This window comes from Acinetobacter oleivorans DR1 (assembly GCF_000196795.1).
Lineage (GTDB): Bacteria > Pseudomonadota > Gammaproteobacteria > Pseudomonadales > Moraxellaceae > Acinetobacter > Acinetobacter oleivorans.
Genome location: NC_014259.1, coordinates 2833050 through 2852322 on the forward strand (window position 1 = coordinate 2833050; position 19273 = coordinate 2852322).

Annotated in this window: 14 protein-coding genes and 2 pseudogenes; 12 read left to right on the plus strand and 4 right to left on the minus strand. The window is 41.1% G+C overall.

The features are described from left to right. Window positions 1–7: 7 nt before the first annotated feature. The 5 genes from AOLE_RS13315 to AOLE_RS13335 all read left to right on the plus strand — a co-directional run bounded on the left by AOLE_RS13315 (window position 8) and on the right by AOLE_RS13335 (window position 4409). On the plus strand, window positions 8–274 hold the full coding sequence (locus AOLE_RS13315; RefSeq protein WP_000049450.1) for an MmoB/DmpM family protein: 267 nt from the start codon (window positions 8–10) through the stop codon (window positions 272–274). Window positions 275–319: 45 nt separating this feature from the next. Then, window positions 320–1846, plus strand: coding sequence for an aromatic/alkene/methane monooxygenase hydroxylase/oxygenase subunit alpha (locus AOLE_RS13320; protein WP_000211828.1), 1527 nt, complete (start codon window positions 320–322; stop codon window positions 1844–1846). Between the two features lie 59 nt (window positions 1847–1905). Next, entirely contained in the window at window positions 1906–2268 is a 363-nt protein-coding gene (locus AOLE_RS13325) for a phenol hydroxylase subunit P4 (protein ID WP_013198463.1), read from the plus strand. Between the two features lie 14 nt (window positions 2269–2282). Next, window positions 2283–3344, plus strand: a complete 1062-nt coding sequence (locus AOLE_RS13330; protein ID WP_013198464.1) for an NADH:ubiquinone reductase (Na(+)-transporting) subunit F — start codon at window positions 2283–2285, stop codon at window positions 3342–3344. Window positions 3345–3527: 183 nt separating this feature from the next. After that, a complete protein-coding gene (locus tag AOLE_RS13335; RefSeq protein WP_013198465.1) occupies window positions 3528–4409 on the plus strand; it encodes a SphA family protein in 882 nt (293 codons plus the stop codon). A 49-nt stretch (window positions 4410–4458) separates the two neighbouring features. On the opposite strand, the gene AOLE_RS13340 is transcribed toward AOLE_RS13335, so the two are convergent. Then, complete coding sequence (locus AOLE_RS13340; protein WP_004702719.1) at window positions 4459–5418, minus strand: LysR family transcriptional regulator; 960 nt, start codon at window positions 5416–5418, stop codon at window positions 4459–4461. Window positions 5419–5462: 44 nt separating this feature from the next. Next, a pseudogene (locus tag AOLE_RS20005) lies at window positions 5463–5592 on the minus strand (hypothetical protein). A 106-nt stretch (window positions 5593–5698) separates the two neighbouring features. On the opposite strand from AOLE_RS20005, the gene benA reads away from it, so the two are divergent. From benA to AOLE_RS13375, 7 genes and pseudogenes are all read left to right on the plus strand, one after another. Further along, the gene (benA, locus tag AOLE_RS13345; RefSeq protein WP_004793610.1) at window positions 5699–7081 is read left to right on the plus strand and encodes a benzoate 1,2-dioxygenase large subunit; all 1383 of its coding nucleotides are present in this window, start codon (window positions 5699–5701) and stop codon (window positions 7079–7081) included. Beyond that, window positions 7078–7597 (plus strand): annotated as a pseudogene (gene benB / locus AOLE_RS13350) (benzoate 1,2-dioxygenase small subunit). Before benA ends, benB begins: the two are co-directional and overlap by 4 nt. 52 nt (window positions 7598–7649) lie before the next feature. Beyond that, entirely contained in the window at window positions 7650–8666 is a 1017-nt protein-coding gene (benC, locus tag AOLE_RS13355) for a benzoate 1,2-dioxygenase electron transfer component BenC (protein WP_013198466.1), read from the plus strand. A 21-nt stretch (window positions 8667–8687) separates the two neighbouring features. After that, window positions 8688–9473, plus strand: a complete 786-nt coding sequence (locus AOLE_RS13360) for a 1,6-dihydroxycyclohexa-2,4-diene-1-carboxylate dehydrogenase (RefSeq protein WP_013198467.1) — start codon at window positions 8688–8690, stop codon at window positions 9471–9473. 57 nt (window positions 9474–9530) lie between these two features. Beyond that, a complete protein-coding gene (gene benE / locus AOLE_RS13365; RefSeq protein WP_013198468.1) occupies window positions 9531–10724 on the plus strand; it encodes a benzoate/H(+) symporter BenE in 1194 nt (397 codons plus the stop codon). 478 nt (window positions 10725–11202) lie between these two features. Further along, window positions 11203–12561: an aromatic acid/H+ symport family MFS transporter gene (locus AOLE_RS13370; RefSeq protein WP_013198469.1), complete on the plus strand. Its 1359-nt coding sequence runs from the start codon at window positions 11203–11205 to the stop codon at window positions 12559–12561. Between the two features lie 43 nt (window positions 12562–12604). After that, window positions 12605–13861, plus strand: a complete 1257-nt coding sequence (locus AOLE_RS13375; RefSeq protein ID WP_013198470.1) for an OprD family outer membrane porin — start codon at window positions 12605–12607, stop codon at window positions 13859–13861. A 104-nt stretch (window positions 13862–13965) separates the two neighbouring features. Here the strand turns inward: AOLE_RS13375 and AOLE_RS13380 are convergent, their stop codons facing one another. Beyond that, a complete protein-coding gene (locus tag AOLE_RS13380; RefSeq protein WP_013198471.1) occupies window positions 13966–15072 on the minus strand; it encodes a beta-ketoacyl-ACP synthase III in 1107 nt (368 codons plus the stop codon). Between the two features lie 95 nt (window positions 15073–15167). Beyond that, entirely contained in the window at window positions 15168–19025 is a 3858-nt protein-coding gene (gene hrpA, locus AOLE_RS13385; protein ID WP_013198472.1) for an ATP-dependent RNA helicase HrpA, read from the minus strand. Between the last annotated feature and the right edge of the window lie 248 nt (window positions 19026–19273).

Below are 19273 nucleotides of genomic sequence, written 5' to 3' on the forward strand. Positions count from 1 at the left end.
AAGCAACATGTCTAAAGTCTATCTCGCATTACAAGACAACGATACTTCACGCTACATCCTCGAAGCGATTGAAGAAGATAACCCTGAAGCTTCAATTCAGTATTTACCCGCCATGATTCGAATTGAAAGTGAAACTGATTTGGTCATTAAAGCCGAAACCGTTTCTGAAAAACTAGGCCAAGATTGGGACATTCAATCGTTACAACTCAACATGATTACGCTAGGCGGCAACGTCGAAGAAGATGACGATACTTTCCGCCTTCACTGGAATTAATCACAACATAGACGTTGTTTAACAAAAATTTAAGGATGATCAATCATGACAACTCAAACCAAAGAAACCAGCAAAAAGTTAAATGCTAAAGATCGTTACCGCGCATTAACCCGTGATCTGGACTGGGACTTTTCCTATGCTGACCGTAAAGACGCGTTCCCTTATGAAGAATTTGAAGGCATCAAAATTACGGACTGGTCTAAATGGGAAGATCCATTCCGTTTAACCATGGATGCTTACTGGAAATATCAGGCAGAAAAAGAGAAAAAACTGTATGCCATTTTTGATGCCTTTGCTCAAAACAATGGTCAGATGAATGTCAGCAATGAACGTTACTTAAATGCGATCAAACTCTTTTTAACAGCGGTGACCCCACTTGAATACCAGGCCTATCAAGGCTATGCACATGTAGGCCGCCAGTTTAGTGGTATTGGAGCACGTATTGCTTCTCAGATGCAGTCGATTGATGAGCTGCGTCATGTACAAACCCAGATTCATGCCATGAGCCATTACAACAAGTTCTTTGATGGTTTTCAGGACTGGGCACATATGCATGACCGCGTTTGGTATTTGTCTGTGCCTAAATCATTTTTTGAAGATGCCCGTTCTGCCGGACCTTTCGAATTTTTATTAGCGATTAGTTTTGCTTTTGAATATGTACTTACCAACTTACTGTTTGTGCCGTTTATGTCAGGTGCAGCTTATAACGGCGATATGGCAACCGTAACCTTTGGTTTTAGTGCACAGTCAGATGAAGCGCGCCACATGACGCTTGGTCTTGAAATCGTAAAATTTTTGCTCGAACAACATGAAGACAACGTGCCGATTGTGCAGGAATGGATTGATAAATGGTTCTGGCGTGGAACGCGTTTGCTTTCAATTGTGGGCATGATGATGGATTACATGCTGCCAAACAAAGTGATGTCTTGGAAAGAAGCTTGGGAGGTTTATTTTGAACAGGCAGGTGGTGCGCTATTTAAAGATTTAAGCCGTTATGGCATTCGTATGCCGAAATATAGCGATGTCATTGTAAAAGAAAAAGAGCATGTCTCACATCAGGCATGGTGGATTTTCTATAACTTTGGTCATGCTGCTGGTTTCCATACTTGGATTCCAACCGACGAAGAAATGGATTGGTTATCGGCTAAATATCCAGACACTTTCGATAAATACTACCGTCCAAAATGGGAGCTGGCCCGCAAAATGGAAGCTGAAGGTAAGCGTTTCTACAGCGCAGGTTTACCACAGCTTTGTCAGGTTTGTCAGATTCCTATGACCTTTACCGAAATGGGTGATGATCCGACTCAATTTAGTTATCGCCATAGCATTTACCAAGGCGAACGCTACCATACCTGTTCAGATGGCTGTCATGACATTTTCGAACGTGAGCCTGAGAAATATATACAAGCATGGTTACCTGTAAATCAAATTTTGCAAGGCAACTGTGGTGGCGGTGACCTCGAAACCATGCTCCGCGATTATTACCGCATGAATGTCGGCGCCGACAATCTGGATATTGAAGGTTCACCAGACCAACAGCGCTGGAAAAAATGGAAAGGCAACGCAGCTTAAGCACAAGGAATTATTCAGGCAGTCATCAAGCTGCCTGATAGGAAATAAGGAGATTGAACATGACTGTTCGCGCGATACACAACAACTATCAATTTGAACCGCTTGATCTGCAAAAAAATTATGGCGATCAATTCTTACTTTATGTGGGTTGGGATCATCACACACTTTTTTGCTCGGCACATGCCATGCTTGCCTCACCTCAACAAACTTTGGGACAGTTGATTGAGCAACAAATTACAGGTGGTTTTGCCCAACATCCAGATTTTGCCAAAATTGATTGGTCAAAAGTGCAATACACCTTAGATGGTCAAACAATTAGCCCAGAGAGTACACAAAGCTTGGCAGAGCTTGGTTTTGGGCATAAGTCACTACTTCGTTTCGTTACGCCAGAATTAAATGGCTATAACGACAGCTACGTTTAATTCGGAGGTGTGTCATGAGTTATCAAGTCACCATTGAACCGATCGGAACAACGATTGAAGTAGAAGAAGACCAAACAATTTTAGATGCCGCTTTACGCCAAGGCGTTTGGTTACCCTTTGCCTGTGGTCATGGCACTTGCGGGACATGTAAGGTTCAAGTCACTGACGGTTTTTATGATGTTGGTGAAGCCTCGCCATTTGCACTCATGGATATTGAACGTGATGAAAATAAGGTGCTTGCCTGCTGCTGCAAACCACAGTCCGACATGGTCATTGAAGCCGATGTCGATGAAGACCCAGATTTCTTAGGTCATTTGGTTCAAGACTATCAAGCGACCGTCATTGATATAAAAGACTTGTCGCCAACCATTAAAGGAATCCGACTACAACTAGATCGCCCAATCGAATTCCAAGCTGGCCAATATATCAATGTCCAATTTCCAGATATTGAAGGAACTCGTGCATTTTCAATTGCCAATTCACCCAGTGAAGTGGGCATTGTTGAGTTGCATATTCGTAAAGTTGAAGGCGGTGCAGCGACGACTTATGTACATGAACAACTTGCCACAGGTGATCAGCTCGATATTTCAGGCCCTTATGGTCAATTTTTCGTACGCAAGTCAGATGATCAAAATGCCATTTTCATTGCAGGTGGTTCAGGTCTTTCAAGTCCACAATCGATGATTTTAGATTTGCTTGAATCTGGAGATAGTCGCACCATTTACCTCTTCCAAGGAGCACGAGACTTGGCAGAGCTGTACAATCGAGAATTGTTTGAACAACTCGTAAAAGACTATCCAAACTTCCGCTATATCCCTGCCCTGAATGCACCAAAAGCAGAAGACCAATGGACTGGATTTACCGGATTCGTGCATGAGGCTGTTGCCGATTACTTTGAAAATCGATGTGGTGGACACAAAGCGTATTTGTGCGGCCCACCAATCATGATCGACTCGGCAATTTCAACACTCATGCAAAGCCGCTTATTCGAACGAGACATTCATACTGAACGTTTCTTAAGTGCAGCCGATGGTGCTGCTGGACAATCGCGTTCGGCTTTGTTTAAGCACATCTAAAGACAAACCATTCAACAATCCACTTTTTCAAATGAGCTTTGTATTTGTGATTTAGAAAGCAAATACAAAGCTCACAGGAGTTCTGCATTCCAAATTTACAGGTTAAACAGACTCAAATTTTAAAGACCGTTAAGGAATAACGTTTTTTAGTGACAAGCCAAACAATACAGAATAGGACATTCTATGAATAACAAAATTGCTGCAATCATATGTGGTGCAATCAGCGCCCTTTACCTTCCCTCTGCATTTGCGACAGAAAATGGCTCAGACTCTTTTGCATTAGGTGCCGAAGGTATGATGGCGGGTGCCTTACCACCTGCTGGTGTCTATCTACTCAGTTATTATCAAAATTATCACGCATCAGATTTTCAAAATGGTCCCGACCAGTTCCATGTTGATGTCAACGCTGTGGTTCCGCGGTTGGTCTGGATGACCGATCAAAAAATTCTGGATGGACAACTCGGGTTTTATGCAGCCCAGCCCTTGGTCGATCTACGGCTTAAAGTAAATGGAATGGCTGACTCAAACCAAGGTCTCGGAGACTTGATTTTGGGTGGCATGCTCGGCTGGCATCAAGGAAATCATCACTGGATTGCAGCCCTCGAAACGGTACTGGGAACAGGTGAATACGACACTCCAAGTACGACACATCCAGTTGAAGCTAATCTCGGCAAAAACTATCACACCATTCGACCTATTCTTGCCTATAGTTATGCCAATGCAGCAGGTTTAGACCTTTCAACTAAACTGTCTTATAGCTGGAATACACCTAACGACGCGACCGACTATAAGTCTGGACAATACATTGCGGGTGACTATAGCTTAGGTTATCGCATTAACCCCAAACTCAAAGTTGCAGTTGAAGGCTATGCTTTTAAACAAACTACAGATGACAAAGTAAACGGAAGTGACATTGGGTTTAAAGGACAAGCTTTTGCAATTGGTCCAGGCATTCAATATGCCGATAAAAACTGGTCTATTGAAGCCAAATTTTTAAAAGAAACCGAAGTCGAATATCGTCCCGAAGGCCATACCAGCTGGCTAAAATTGATTTGGGCTTTCTAAAACACATCAACGCATAGCTTCAGCTTTTGAGGCTATGCCCTCACTTTATTTAAAAATCGATACCGTCTGAATCATCTATCGGATTCTGATCGAGCGTGAAAACGGTACGTTTATATGGAATACCTTCAAGATCATAAACCTGATAAATACAATCAAATAAAAGCTGTAAGTCTTCACTTCGGTCCATTGCGCGTGCCGTAATGAAAATCGGACTGACTGCGCCGTTATCTAAAATCGGAATGTAGTTTAAATGAGGAAAACGAATGGTATCGGCACTGGCAGGAATAATACACAAACCTTCACCCGCTGCTACCAAGCCCAAAGCCAGCTGAATTTCCCGTATTTCATGCATATTTTTTGGAACCAAACTATGCTCGGCAAAAATATTTAAAAGCTGGGTCGAAAAATTAGGTTTCGGCGAAGTGGGATACATAAACATCTTTTCATCAATGAGATCGGCCAAATATACCCCTTCGGTACGCTGAGCAATCGGATGACTCGTATGCGCAGCAACCACCAAGCGTTCTTTACGTAGCAAAATACGTCTCACAGCAGGATCACTAATTCTTAGACGTCCAAATCCAACATCAATACGCCCTTCTTTTAATGCCTGTAGTTGCTCAGTCGTACTTAACTCCATCAATTGAATATTCAAATGAGGTTGTTGTTGCCGAAATAAATAAATGATTCGAGGCAGTAAACCATAGAGTAAAGACCCGACAAAACCGATGGTCACACTGCGTTCAATCAGACCAATACGTTTGGTCATACTTTTTATTTCTTCAGCATTCGACAAAAGTTTAAGGGCGTGCTGATAAAAGAAATGTCCGGCTGGGGTTGTCTGTAAAGGACGGCTTCCACGCTCAAACAGTTGAATTCCAAGCTCACTTTCCAAATTTTGAATCTGCCGACTCAAAGGTGGTTGAGCAATAAATAGTTTTTCCGCAGCTTTTGTAAAGCTCTGCTCTTCAACAACAGCCACAAAATACCGTAAATGTCTTAGTTCCATAAGGCATCCATACCTTTAAGATATAAAAAAATGCAAATTCAGTCTTAGACACAGTTTAACCATTCTTTTAAGGTATATACAAGCAACAAACCGATGAAGTGATGAATTGCTTTGTGAAAAAGCCCTCTTGCCAATCTTCCAGTGATTCATCTTCATCAATTCACGGTTAAACACCCAGCGCACTCATGCGCTTCATTGACAATATTAGGATATCAAGACCTTGTAAATCGTAGCTAAGGCCTTGGTGACTTCCACACTTTTGGAAAGTCGGAGAACGGACATGCCACGTATTCCTGTAATCAATACTAGCCATCTTGACCGTATTGATGAATTACTTGTAGATAATATCGATACAGGTGAATTTAAACTTCATCGCTCAGTATTTACTGACGAAGCCCTATTTGACCTCGAAATGAAATATATCTTCGAAGGTAATTGGGTTTACTTAGCACACGAAAGTCAAATTCCGAATAATAATGACTACTACACCACTCACATCGGTCGTCAGCCGGTCATTATTGCCCGCAACCGTAACGGCGAACTGAATGCCATGATCAATGCGTGTTCACACCGCGGAGCACAACTTTGCCGTCACAAGCGTGGTAACAAAGCAACATATACTTGCCCTTTCCACGGCTGGACGTTTAACAACTCAGGTAAATTACTCAAGGTTAAAGATCCAAGCGAAGCTGGTTACTCGGACTGCTTTAACCAAGAAGGCTCACATGACCTTAAAAAAGTGGCTCGTTTTGAGAGCTACAAAGGTTTCTTATTTGGTAGCTTAAATCCCGATGTTCCTTCACTTGAAGAATTCTTGGGTGAAACCACCAAAATCATTGACATGATTGTTGATCAGTCTGAACATGGCCTTGAAGTTTTACGTGGTTCATCTACCTATACATACGAAGGTAACTGGAAACTCACCGCTGAAAATGGCGCCGATGGTTACCACGTTTCTGCTGTGCACTGGAACTACGCAGCAACAACTCAACACCGTAAAGAAACTCAAGCTGCCGATAACATCCGTGCCATGAGTGCAGGTTCTTGGGGTAAACAAGGCGGTGGCTCGTATGGCTTTGAAAATGGTCACATGTTGCTTTGGACACAATGGGCAAACCCAGAAGACCGCCCAAACTTCCCGAAAGCAGATGAATACACCGAAAAATACGGTGAAGCAATGTCGAAATGGATGATTGAGCGCTCACGTAATTTGTGTCTCTATCCAAATGTTTATTTGATGGACCAGTTCGGTTCGCAAATTCGTGTACTTCGCCCACTTTCGGTTAATAGAACTGAAGTTACCATTTACTGTATTGCTCCTAAAGGCGAAGCACCCGAAGCTCGTGCACGTCGTATCCGTCAATATGAAGATTTCTTTAATGCTTCAGGCATGGCAACACCAGACGATTTAGAAGAGTTCCGTGCTTGTCAGGCAGGCTACGCAGGTATTGCACTTGAATGGAATGACATGTGCCGTGGTTCAAAACACTGGATTTATGGACCAGACGATGCAGCGAATGAAATCGGTTTAAAACCAATGTTAAGTGGTATCAAAACTGAAGATGAAGGTCTTTATCTTGCCCAACATCAATATTGGTTACACACCATGAAACATGCGATTGCATCAGAGAAAGAAATTGCTGATCAGGGAGAAACAGCATGAGTGCTCAAGACAAAGCAACTTTAGAAAATATTGCTCAGTTTCTCTATCGTGAAGCTCGTTTTTTAGATGATGAACAATGGGAAGATTGGATTGAATGCTATGCACCAGAAGCGTCTTTCTGGATGCCAGCTTGGGACGACGACGATAGATTAACTGAAGATCCACAATCTGAAATTTCACTTATTTATTATCCAGACCGTCAAGGTTTAGAAGATCGTGTGTTCCGTATTAAAACCGAGCGCTCATCTGCAACCATGCCGGACACACGCACAAGCCACAATATTGCCAACGTTGAAGTCGTAGAACGCGATGGCGACAAAGTTACTGTGCGCTTTAACTGGAATACCTTGAGTTTCCGTTACAAGACAAATTACAGCTATTTCGGTATGTCACGTTATGTGATCGATTTTTCAGGTGATCAACCAAAGATCTTGAGCAAGTATGTCGTTTTGAAAAATGACTACATCAATCAAGTGATTGATATCTACCACCTTTAAGACATACCCCCTCAGTTAAACGGACTGTTGGCTGAGGGTAAAAGTTTCAAATATTTTGTAGGATACATGCCATGTCAAACCACAATGTTGCACTTCAATTTGAAGATGGTGTTACACGTTTCATTAACGTAGCTCAGGGCGAAACCCTATCTGACGCAGCCTATCGCCAAAAAATTAATATTCCTTTGGATTGCCGTGATGGTGCATGTGGAACTTGCCGCGCATTTTGCGAGTCCGGTAGTTATGACATGCCAGAAGAAACCTATATTGAAGATGCATTAACACCAGAAGAAGCTGAGCAAGGTTATATTCTTGCTTGCCAATGTCGCCCAACCTCAGATGCCGTATTTCAAATTCAAGCCTCATCAGATGTCTGCAAAACAGCAATTCATAGCTTCCAAGGTACATTAGCCCGCGTTGAAAACTTATCAGACTCAACGATCACATTTGATATTCAACTTGATGAAGGTCAACCAGATATTCATTTCCTTGCAGGTCAATACGTCAACGTTGCGATTCCAGAAACTGGTGAAACACGTTCATATTCATTTAGCTCAAAACCGGGCAATCGCTTAACGGGCTTTGTGGTCCGTAACGTACCGAACGGCAAAATGAGTGAATTCTTGAGCAAAAATGCCCAAGCTGGCGACAAAATGACATTTACCGGCCCATTCGGTAGCTTCTATTTACGTAATGTAGCGCGTCCAGTGCTGATGCTCGCAGGTGGTACTGGCATTGCCCCATTTATGTCGATGTTACAAGTGCTTGAAGAAAAAGGTTCAGAACAGCCTGTTCGTTTAGTCTTTGGTGTAACCAATGACTTTGATTTGGTTGCTTTAGAAAAGCTCAACGAGTTGCAAGCGAAATTCCCGTGGTTTGAATATCGCACTGTGGTCGCAAGCCCTGAGAGCAACCATGAACGCAAAGGCTATGTCACTGGTCATATTGAAAGTGAATGGTTAAACGGTGGCGACGTCGATGTTTATCTATGTGGCCCAGTACCAATGGTAGAAGCGGTACGTGGCTGGTTAGAAACTGAAAATATCAAACCTGCTAACTTCTTGTTTGAAAAATTCTCTGCAAACTAATTCAAGGTGGAGAAGTTATATATGTCAAACCGTCAAAGATTTACCGATAAAGTCGTGATTGTTACGGGTAGTGCCCAAGGTATTGGTCGTGGTGTGGCACTACAAGTAGCAGCTGAAGGCGGCCAAGTCATCATGGCTGACCGCTCTGAATATGTTGAAGAAGTTCTCAAAGAAATTCAGAGTGCAAATGGCAATGCCGTCACGATTAATGCCGACCTTGAAACCTATGCAGGCGCGCAAGCGGTAGTTGCAAAAGCCATCGAACACTATGGTCGGGTAGATATCCTGATTAATAATGTAGGTGGCGCGATCTGGATGAAACCTTTTGAAGAGTTTTCTGAAGAAGAGATCATTAAGGAAGTAAATCGCTCATTGTTTCCAACTTTATGGTGCTGCCGCGCTGTGTTGCCCGCCATGATTAAGCAACAATCGGGTGTGATTGTAAATGTATCGTCAATTGCAACCCGTGGTATTAACCGTATTCCCTACTCTGCATCTAAAGGTGGGGTAAATGCTTTAACCGCATCGCTTGCTTTTGAACATGCTAAAGATGGAATTCGAGTCAATGCCGTTGCGACGGGTGGAACCGAAGCCCCACCTCGCAAAGTACCACGTAATGCCAATCCGTTAAGTCAAAATGAAAAAGACTGGATGCAGCAAGTGGTTAATCAAACAATAGATCGAACATTTATGGGCCGTTATGGCACAATTCAAGAACAAGTAAATGCAATTTTATTTCTTGCATCAGACGAAGCATCATATATGACTGGCTCGGTTATTTCAGTCGGAGGTGGAGATCAGGGTTAACCCTGATCTTTTTATATGATTGGGTAAATAATATGATTTGCATGGAGGCAATCACACATGGCAACCCTGTTCAAGACATTAAAAAATGACTGGTCCATATCAGCAATAGTTGCGGGCTTTCTTGCGGTTTTAATTTCTTACTCAGGCCCACTGATTATTTTTTTCCAAGCTGCTCAGCGTGCTCATGTGTCCACCGACATGATGGTGTCATGGATTTGGGGAATCTCAATTGGTGCCGCCGTTTCAGGTATTTATCTTTCGATTAAATATAAAACTCCTGTCATAACCGCATGGTCAGCACCGGGCACTGCCCTATTAGTTACCCTATTTCCAAACATCTCGTTGAATGAAGCGGTAGCCGCCTATATTACTTCCGCCATCGTTATTTTTTTAATTGGCATTACAGGTTACTTCGACAAATTACTAAAGTGGATTCCGCAAGACGTCGCTGCCGGCATGATGGCGGGTATTCTTTTTCAATTTGGTATTGGTCTATTTACCGCATCTGATAGTATGCCTTTTATTGTCTTTAGCATGCTTATTGTCTTTTTAATTGCCAAACGTTTAATGCCGCGCTACACCATGATTTGGGTGTTAGCTGCTGGAGTTTTATTGAGCCTCATTTTAGGAAAAATGAATCCGGTTGATGTGAGTTTTAGTTTAGCGATCCCGCAGTGGATTAGTCCCGAATGGACATGGAACTCAACACTCAACCTCGCTGTTCCTCTCATTTTAGTCAGCCTAACCGGCCAATTTTTACCGGGTATGGCGATTATGAAACTCAGCGGTTACGACACACCAGCCAAACCCATTATTACTATCACCAGTATTGCTTCTTTAGCCGTTGCCTGTGTCGGTGGTATTACGATTGTGCTTGCCTCAATTACCGCTGCTTTATGTATGGGCAAAGATGCGCATGAACTTAAAGAAAAACGTTACATCGCAGGAATCGCCAACGGGATTTTTTATATTTTAGGTGGCTTATTTGCTGGCAGTATTGTCATGCTATTTAGCTTACTTCCTAAAGAGTTGGTTGCAGCACTGGCAGGTTTAGCCTTGCTTGGAGCGATTGCCACCAATATTTCTGTTGCCATGAAAAATGATAGTCAACGTGATGCTGCTCTTATTACCTTTTTAGCCACAGCATCGGGCATGCATTTTCTTGGATTAAGCTCAGTCTTTTGGGGTATTTGTATTGGTGTAATCGCCCATTTCATTCTCACCCCACGTTCAACTTCAGCCACAAATTAAGTTTTTTATCTAAGCGCCCGCCACTAAAATAAAGCCTCAATCGCCAAATCAGGATGCAAATAATTTGCTAATTCTGGTTTTGCGATTTTTTATTGAATATAGATTAAATTTCATTTTTAAGATCAATTTCTAAAATAATTAAATAATAGACTTTAGTATTTTTTTTTATATTTTCACTTCAATTCATAATATAAAATTAGCTATATTTTTAGCTGTGATTATCATCAATAAAATCTATAAAAAAACATCTATAAAATCCTTAAAATTCTCATCATACAATATTTAATCCCCTTTTAAAGACACAACAAAACCAACTAAAGCAATAAAAATAAATACATATTTTTCAAACAATTAAACCAATAAAAGCACAATACCTTAAAGACATAAAGATATATCAATTAGGTTTTTGACTCTAATCCAATAACAAAATAGTTTATTAAAAAATAACACGATGCTTCACAAATTGGAGGTGAAGAAAATGGATATTAGCAAGGTTAATATTAATGAGTTAATTGATAAAGCCAGTTTTACATCTTTTCATTGGAAAGTTTTAATCTGGTGCTTACTTATTATTATTTTTGATGGATATGATTTAGTTATTTACGGGGTTGCTCTTCCTCTGTTAATGCAACAATGGTCATTAACTGCGGTAGAAGCTGGTTTACTCGCCAGTGCTGCTCTATTTGGTATGATGTTTGGTGCCATGATTTTCGGCACACTTTCAGACAAACTGGGACGTAAAAAAACCATCCTGATTTGTGTCACCTTATTTAGCGGATTTACCTTTATCGGTGCCTTTGCCAACGGACCAACTGAGTTTGCTATTTTGCGCTTTATTGCAGGTCTTGGTATTGGTGGCGTTATGCCAAACGTCGTTGCGCTTATGACCGAATACGCACCGAAAAAAATTCGCAGTACATTAGTCGCAATCATGTTTAGCGGTTACGCAATTGGTGGCATGACATCAGCGCTACTCGGTGCATGGCTGGTTAAAGACATGGGCTGGCAAATCATGTTTTTAATTGCGGGTATTCCCCTATTATTGCTCCCACTCATTTGGAAATTTTTGCCTGAATCTCTCACCTTTTTAGTGAAATCAAACCATAGCGAGCAGGCAAAAAGTATTGTTTGTAAAATTGCGCCAGAAACGCAGGTAAACGTCAATACACAACTGGTGTTAAACGAAAGCACAACCACAGATGCACCTGTCCGTGCGCTTTTCCAACAAGGCCGTACCTTCAGCACATTTATGTTCTGGATTGCTTTCTTTATGTGCTTACTCATGGTGTATGCCTTAGGAAGCTGGTTACCTAAACTCATGCTGCAAGCGGGCTACTCATTAGGTGCGAGCATGTTATTCCTCTTTGCACTTAATATTGGCGGTATGGTCGGTGCAATTGGTGGCGGTGCTTTAGCAGACAGATTCCATTTAAAACCTGTTATTACGATCATGTTTATTGTGGGATCAGCAGCTTTAATTCTGCTTGGCATCAATAGTCCACAATTTATTTTATATAGCCTGATTGCGATTGCTGGTGCTGCCACAATTGGTTCGCAAATCTTACTCTACACCTTCGTTGCACAGTTCTATCCAACGGCACTTCGTTCAACTGGCATGGGCTGGGCATCTGGCATTGGTCGTATCGGTGCGATTATTGGACCAGTTTTAACAGGAGCCCTTCTCACACTTGAGCTTCCTCACCAAATGAATTTCTTAGCGATTGCAATTCCGGGTGTGATTGCTGCACTTGCAATATTTATGGTCAATCTAAAAGCCTCTGTTGCTGCACAAACGCCATCAACTTTTAACCCTCAAAACACGCTTACCCAGCAGTAAACATAAATGCGCCGAGGACTGGCGCATCTTTTGGAAATGGATTATGGAATTATTACACCGCTTTAAACCATGTGCTTTAACTTTTGCGACCTTAGTGTTGATGTGTGGCAATTCATTCGCTGCAAATCCAAATCAGCAGCCCGAAGATGAATGGAAATTCACTTTAAAAAATGCCTATATCAATCGTAATTTTGATAATGATGCACTCAAAGACACAGGCAGTTGGTCTCAAGCAGCATCGTTATTTTATAAATCGAAAATGCATGACACCCCTCTGCAAATTGCAGATAAGCCCATTACGATTGGTGCAGATGCTTCTGTTCAATACGCCGTTCGCTTGAGTTCAGACAAACACGTTGCGGACACGGTTTTGCCTTTTAATAAAGAAACTCAGTCACAAGCATCAGACTTTTTAAAATACGGCGCGACTTTAAAACTAGGATATGACAAAACCCTTTTAAGTGTTGGTGAACTCTGGTTAGACCTACCTGTAACGGCTGTCGATGCTAGCCGACAATTACTTGCTTCATATTGGGGAACCAATCTTAAGTCGGAACTTTCAGATCAGCTTTATGCTGAAATTGGCCGAGTGGAAAAAGTGTCACCACGAAATGAAGAAGATTTTAAAAAGTTTTCATTCACGGCAAATGGAATTACTAAAGAATCTGATGGTTTAAACTACATTGATCTGCGATATCAATTTACACCTTCACTCAAGGGTGAATATTACTTTGGTAATTTGGAAGACCTCTACAACAAGCACTATGTAGGATTAGAGCATAATTGGAAACAACCTAACTTTGCTCTCACCTCTAAGTTTAAGTACTTCAATGCTAAAAATGACGGCAATACTTTTGATATTGATGCGCAAAACATTGGGGTGTTAGAAACACTTAAAGTAAAAAATCATACATTTGGTTTAGGTTATCAACAAATTATGGGTGAGTCGGCTTACCCTCTACCAGATGGCTTTTTGCCAGAGACTTATTTCATTAACTGGAATACCACCGGATTTTTTAAAGAAGACGAAAAGTCCTATCATGTAATGTATGGCTATGACTTTAAAGACTATGTACCAGGCCTAAATGCAATGGTGAAATATGTTTACGGACATGACTTTAAAGCAGCCAATGGCGAGAAAAACCACGAGACTGAGTCGAATGTGATTTTAAATTATGCGTTTCAGCAGCCATTCTTAAAAGGCGTTGCTCTGCAATACATTCGTATTGATTACAACGTTAAACACGGCAATGACTTTGGTGAAGATCGCCTGTTTGTAAACTACACAAAAAAGTTTTAATAACTTTTGATTCAATCTAAGCGGGCTAATTTTGGCCTGCTTTTTTATTTTATTTCGCTCATAAAAAAACGCTCTTACGAGCGTTTTTTAATTAATCTTGTAGCTTAAGCAACATGCTTTTGTACAACAATCGAACCCACTGAATAACCAGCGCCGAAAGATGAAATCACGCCATACTCGCCATTATCTACTTCGTGGCCTGTACGGTGTAAAGCAATAATCACACCTGCTGAAGAGGTATTTGCAAATTCATCTAGAATAATTGGGGCACGGCTTAGATCGGCCTCTTTACCAGCCACATATTTCAAGATTAGTTCATTCATGTTGGCATTGGCTTGATGTAACCAGAAACGCTTAATATCGTTTGCAGTTAACTGCATTTTCTCCAACTGCGCATTAATGATTTTTGCCACTAACGGACAAACATCTTTAAATACTTTGCGGCCATCTTGACGGAATAACTTGTCGTCAACCACTGCATCTTCACTACGGTTTAAGAAACCAAAGTTATTGCGAATGTTGTTTGAAAATTGCGTAAATAAATGAATATCTAAGATTTCAAAACCAGTCTTAGTAGTCGTTTCTTCAATAATAGAAGCCGTTGCAACATCACCAAAAATGAAGTGACAGTCACGGTTACGGTAGTCTAGGTGACCCGATGTAATCTCAACGTTCACCAATAAAACACGGCGAGCACCTGAACGAATTGCATCAGCTGCTTGTTTCAAACCAAAAGTAGCAGCTGAACATGCAACGTTCATGTCGTAGGCATACCCTTGAATGCCAAGTGCTGACTGGATTTCAATCGCTACAGCTGGATAAGCACGCTGCATGTTTGAACATGCTAAAATTACAACATCGATATCTTCAGCAGTTACACCTGCATTTTCCATTGCCTGTTTCGCAGCAATCACGCCCCACTCTGCTTGAAGTGAAAGTTCATCGTTTGAACGTTCAGACAAACGAGGACGCAAACGATTTGGATCAAGAATACCTGATTTCTCAATCACGTAACGGCGCTTAATACCAGACGCTTTTTCAATAAATTCAGCACTAGAACCACGTAATTCTTCGAGTTCACCTGCTGCAATTTTCTCTGCATTCTCTTGGTTATATTGTTCCACATAAGCATTTAAACTGTCGGCCAGTTCTTCATTAGAAATGATTTCTGTTGGGTGAAATAACCCAGTACCTGTGATACGAATGCCCATGTAAAACTCCTAAAAAAATGAATAGGGTCTGTTAATCTTTCATTTATAAATTGCGTTGTAGGCTAAACAACAACATAAACAGACCCCGATCTATCTTAACTGATTCCCAAACGATCCCATAACTTTTGCAGTCGAGTTGGTGAAATAGGCATCTTGGTTTTCATCGGCTGAGAAAATAAAGAAATGCGGAATTCTTCCAACATCAAATACAATTCTTTGATTTTGGAATTGTTTTTGAATTTAAATACCTTGTCCATCCATGGATCGACATCATCAATAGCGGCATGATCTCGCTGTAGATTATTTGGCAACCGATCTAAACGCAATAGCAGCGCTTTTAAATAACGCGGATATTCCTGCCAAAGATCGACGGGTTGGCAGTAAACAAAATTGCCAAGTGACATGAGATCTAACTGATCTTCAATATCATCAATACTACGTCCAAACACACCTGCATCAAGCACCAAAAGCTGACGGCGAATTTGTTGCCACTGGATATAAATGTCACTTAATTGCTCAAGTGCTTGCTGACCATGACTCAAAAATTGCTTTTTGACTTGCTCGAGTAGTTTATTAAATTCATCTGCATTAATTGGCAAAGTTGTAATTGCCATTTGCAACGTAGCATAGACCAACATCTGCTCAAGCTTAGCTTTATCACCCAAAGGTGAATATGCCAAAGCAAGCGGTTTTGAAATCTGCTTTTTCAACTGGCGAACCAAATCGCCAAGTTGCATATGGACGAGACGGATAATCCCTTCACGATGCTGCTTAATCGCCTCAGCTTGATCGTTAAACGTTTGAATAACAATGCCTGACTCATCTTTAGCTTCGAGGTCAGCAAAAGCTTTTGTAGGAACCAAAGCCTGATATTGCTTTACTACAACGCCCGTAACTTTATGAGAAGCCTCAAAAGTAAAGTTTTCAGGAAAGTCCTTAAACTCACCTTTTTGCTGTTTAACTGGACGATGTGTTTCTACGCGGCAACGTGCTTTTAACTCAGGTAAATCACGACCTTTCGCAATCAGCTTACCTTTTTCATCAATAACCTTAATGAAAGGCACCAAATATGGATCAATGCGTTCAAACGAGAAATCTTTGTCAGTAATTTGCTCACCACGTAAGGCAAAAGCTAAATAACTAAAAATATGTTCACGTAAATGTACTGCATCAATGCCTTGCATGAGCTTACGAGCAGTATCAGGAATAGGCACTACATTACGACGCTTATCTTTAGGTAAAGCTTTAAGTAATGCCTCAATTAAATCTTGGCGCCAACCCGGAATTCCCCATGACCAAATATTTTCATCAACTTGAGGCAGCGCCTGCACAGGAATTTGAACAGTGGCACCATCTTCATCATGGCTCGGGTCAAAATGATATGTTGTTGCTAAACGTAGCTGCCCATTGTGTAGATGATCTGGGAATTGCTGCGTTGTTGGTCGGTCATTGAGCCAGAGTGAATCATCTTCAATAAATAAATAGCGTGGATGATTCGCTTCTACCGTCGCGCGCCAGTCTTCAAAACTACGACGGCTTGCGATTTCTTCAGGAATCTTAGAGGCATAAAACTGATAAATCGTTTCTTCATCGACCACTAAATCACGGCGACGCAATTTATCTTCAACTCGCTCTACTTCTTCAAGTTTAAGCAAGTTGTGTTTTAAAAATGGTGGGATCGTACCCAAATTACCAGTGGTTAATGCATCGCGTAAGAAAATCTCATGCGCAGCAGGCTGGTCAACTTTCTCAAAATTAATTAACCGTTTTGGCTCAATAATTAAACCAAACAGCGAAATTTGAGCATAGGCATTTACGATCCCAGCTTTTTTAGACCAATGCGGCTCAAAATAGTGATATTTCAATAAGTCACGTGCAGCAAGCAAAATCCATTCAGGGTCAATTTTGGCTAAAGTACGTAAATACACTTGAGAGGTTTCAACCATCTCAAAAGCCATCACCCAAGAGGTATTGGTTTTGTGCAACGTACTTGCTGGAAAAACTTTAGCCTTTTGCTGACGCACCGCCATAAAGGTATTGCGCTCATCTGTTTTATTGGCAATGAACGATAATAAGCCTGTCAGCAATGCGCGGTGCAAGTTTTCATAATTTGCAGCTTTTTCATTAAAGCTAAGTTTTAAACCTTCTGCTAACTCAACCAATTGCTGGTGTGTCTGCTTCCATTCACGTAAACGTAACCAACTTAAAAAATTCTGCTTAGCAAACTGACGTCGTTTATTTTCAGACATACCTGCTTCACCTTTAGGATTTAAAGTATCCCAAAGTTTCAAATAAAACAGAAAATCTGAATCTGCTTCTTTAAACAAAGCATGCTTTTGGTCAGCCTGCATCTGTTTATCGGCTGGGCGCTCACGTGGGTCTTGGACAGCTAAAGCACTGACCACAATTAAAATTTCTTTGAGTACACCAAAATGAGCACCGCCAACAATCATACGAGCGAGTCGTGGATCAATTGGCATACGTGCCATCATTTGCCCGACTTTAGTCAGCTCATTTTTCTTCTCGTTAAGTGCGCCTAGCTCGATCAGCAACTTACGGCCATCATTTACAAGTCGGAAATCTGGCGGCTCAATAAAATCAAAGTTTTCTAGCTCACCCAAACCTAAACTGTGCATTTGTAAAATAACAGACGCTAAGTTAGTCCGTTTAATTTCAGGTTCGGTAAACTCAGGACGGCTTAAAAAGTCTTCTTCGCTATATAAACGAATACACACACCCGCCGCAATACGACCGCAACGCCCTTTACGCTGATTAGCAGCAGCTTGAGAAATTGCTTCAATTGGTAAACGTTGCACACGTGAACGGTAGTTATAACGAGAAATACGGGCAAAACCGCTATCAATCACATAGCGAATATTTGGAACCGTAAGTGCAGTTTCGGCCACGTTGGTCGCAATAATAATACGACGGCCTTTACCACCTGGACTAAAAATTTTTTGTTGTTCAGAAACAGCTAAGCGCGCATACAACGGTAAAATTTCGGTATGTCTTGGCCCGTACTTTTGCAAGGTTTCCTGCAACTCACGAATTTCTTGCTCTGTACTTGAGAAAATTAAAATGTCGGCATGTTCGGGGTGACCTTTTGCTTCTGCGTCAGCAAAGCATTCTTCTACTGCCTGTACGACTGCTCGAGGTAATTTTTCTTCGAAATCATCAAACTCATCGTCATCACTTCCGCCAATATTCATCTCTGAAATTGGACGATAAAGCACTTCAACCGGATAGCTACGACCTTCTACTTCAAAAACTGGTGCATCATTAAAGTAATTACTAAAACGATTTACATCTAAAGTTGCCGAAGTCACGATAACTTTTAGGTCTGGGCGTTTTGGCAGTAACTGCTTTAAATAACCCATAATAAAATCGATATTGAGTGAGCGTTCATGCGCTTCATCAATAATGATCGTGTCATATTTAGACAAGAAACGGTCATTGCCTAACTCGGCAAGCAAAATACCATCGGTCATTAACCGTACAATCGAATCTTGCGAACCTTGTTCATTAAATCGGATTTTAAAACCAATCGATTCGCCAAGCTTTTCGCCGACTTCTTCTGCAATACGCTGCGACACACTACGTGCAGCTAAACGACGTGGCTGAGTATGACCAATCATACCTGTTAAGCCACGGCCTGCTAACATTGCAATTTGAGGAAGCTGAGTGGTTTTACCTGAACCGGTCTCACCTGCCACAATAATGACCTGATGCTTTTGAATCGCATCAATTAAACGGTCAGCATATTGAGAAACAGGTAGTTCCTGATTCAGTTTAATTTTAGGGAGGCGTTCAAAACGCTGCCTTACTTTGGCATTCGATTGTTCAAATAATTTTTCAATCTCTGCTGTATTGGCTTTTTTATCTTTACGCAAACGATTTAAACGGTAACGATCTCTTGCCATTACCAACTGATCAATATTTAAATCATTCTGCACAGACAAATTTTCCTGAAAATACAACAATCCTCTATTTTACGCTCTAATGCCCTTCAGGTAAAACACTTGGTTTTTTATATATTTTTAATTTTTTAAAATTTTACCCTTGAATTTTGACTAAGTAGACTTCATGTTGTTATGCAAGTTTCTTTTACTATAACTGTCATTTGATTTACATGTTTTTGCAGTCAAATCGAATACAGTGTTTGGGGACTTAAAAATCGTAAATTTATCACTTATTCAATTTT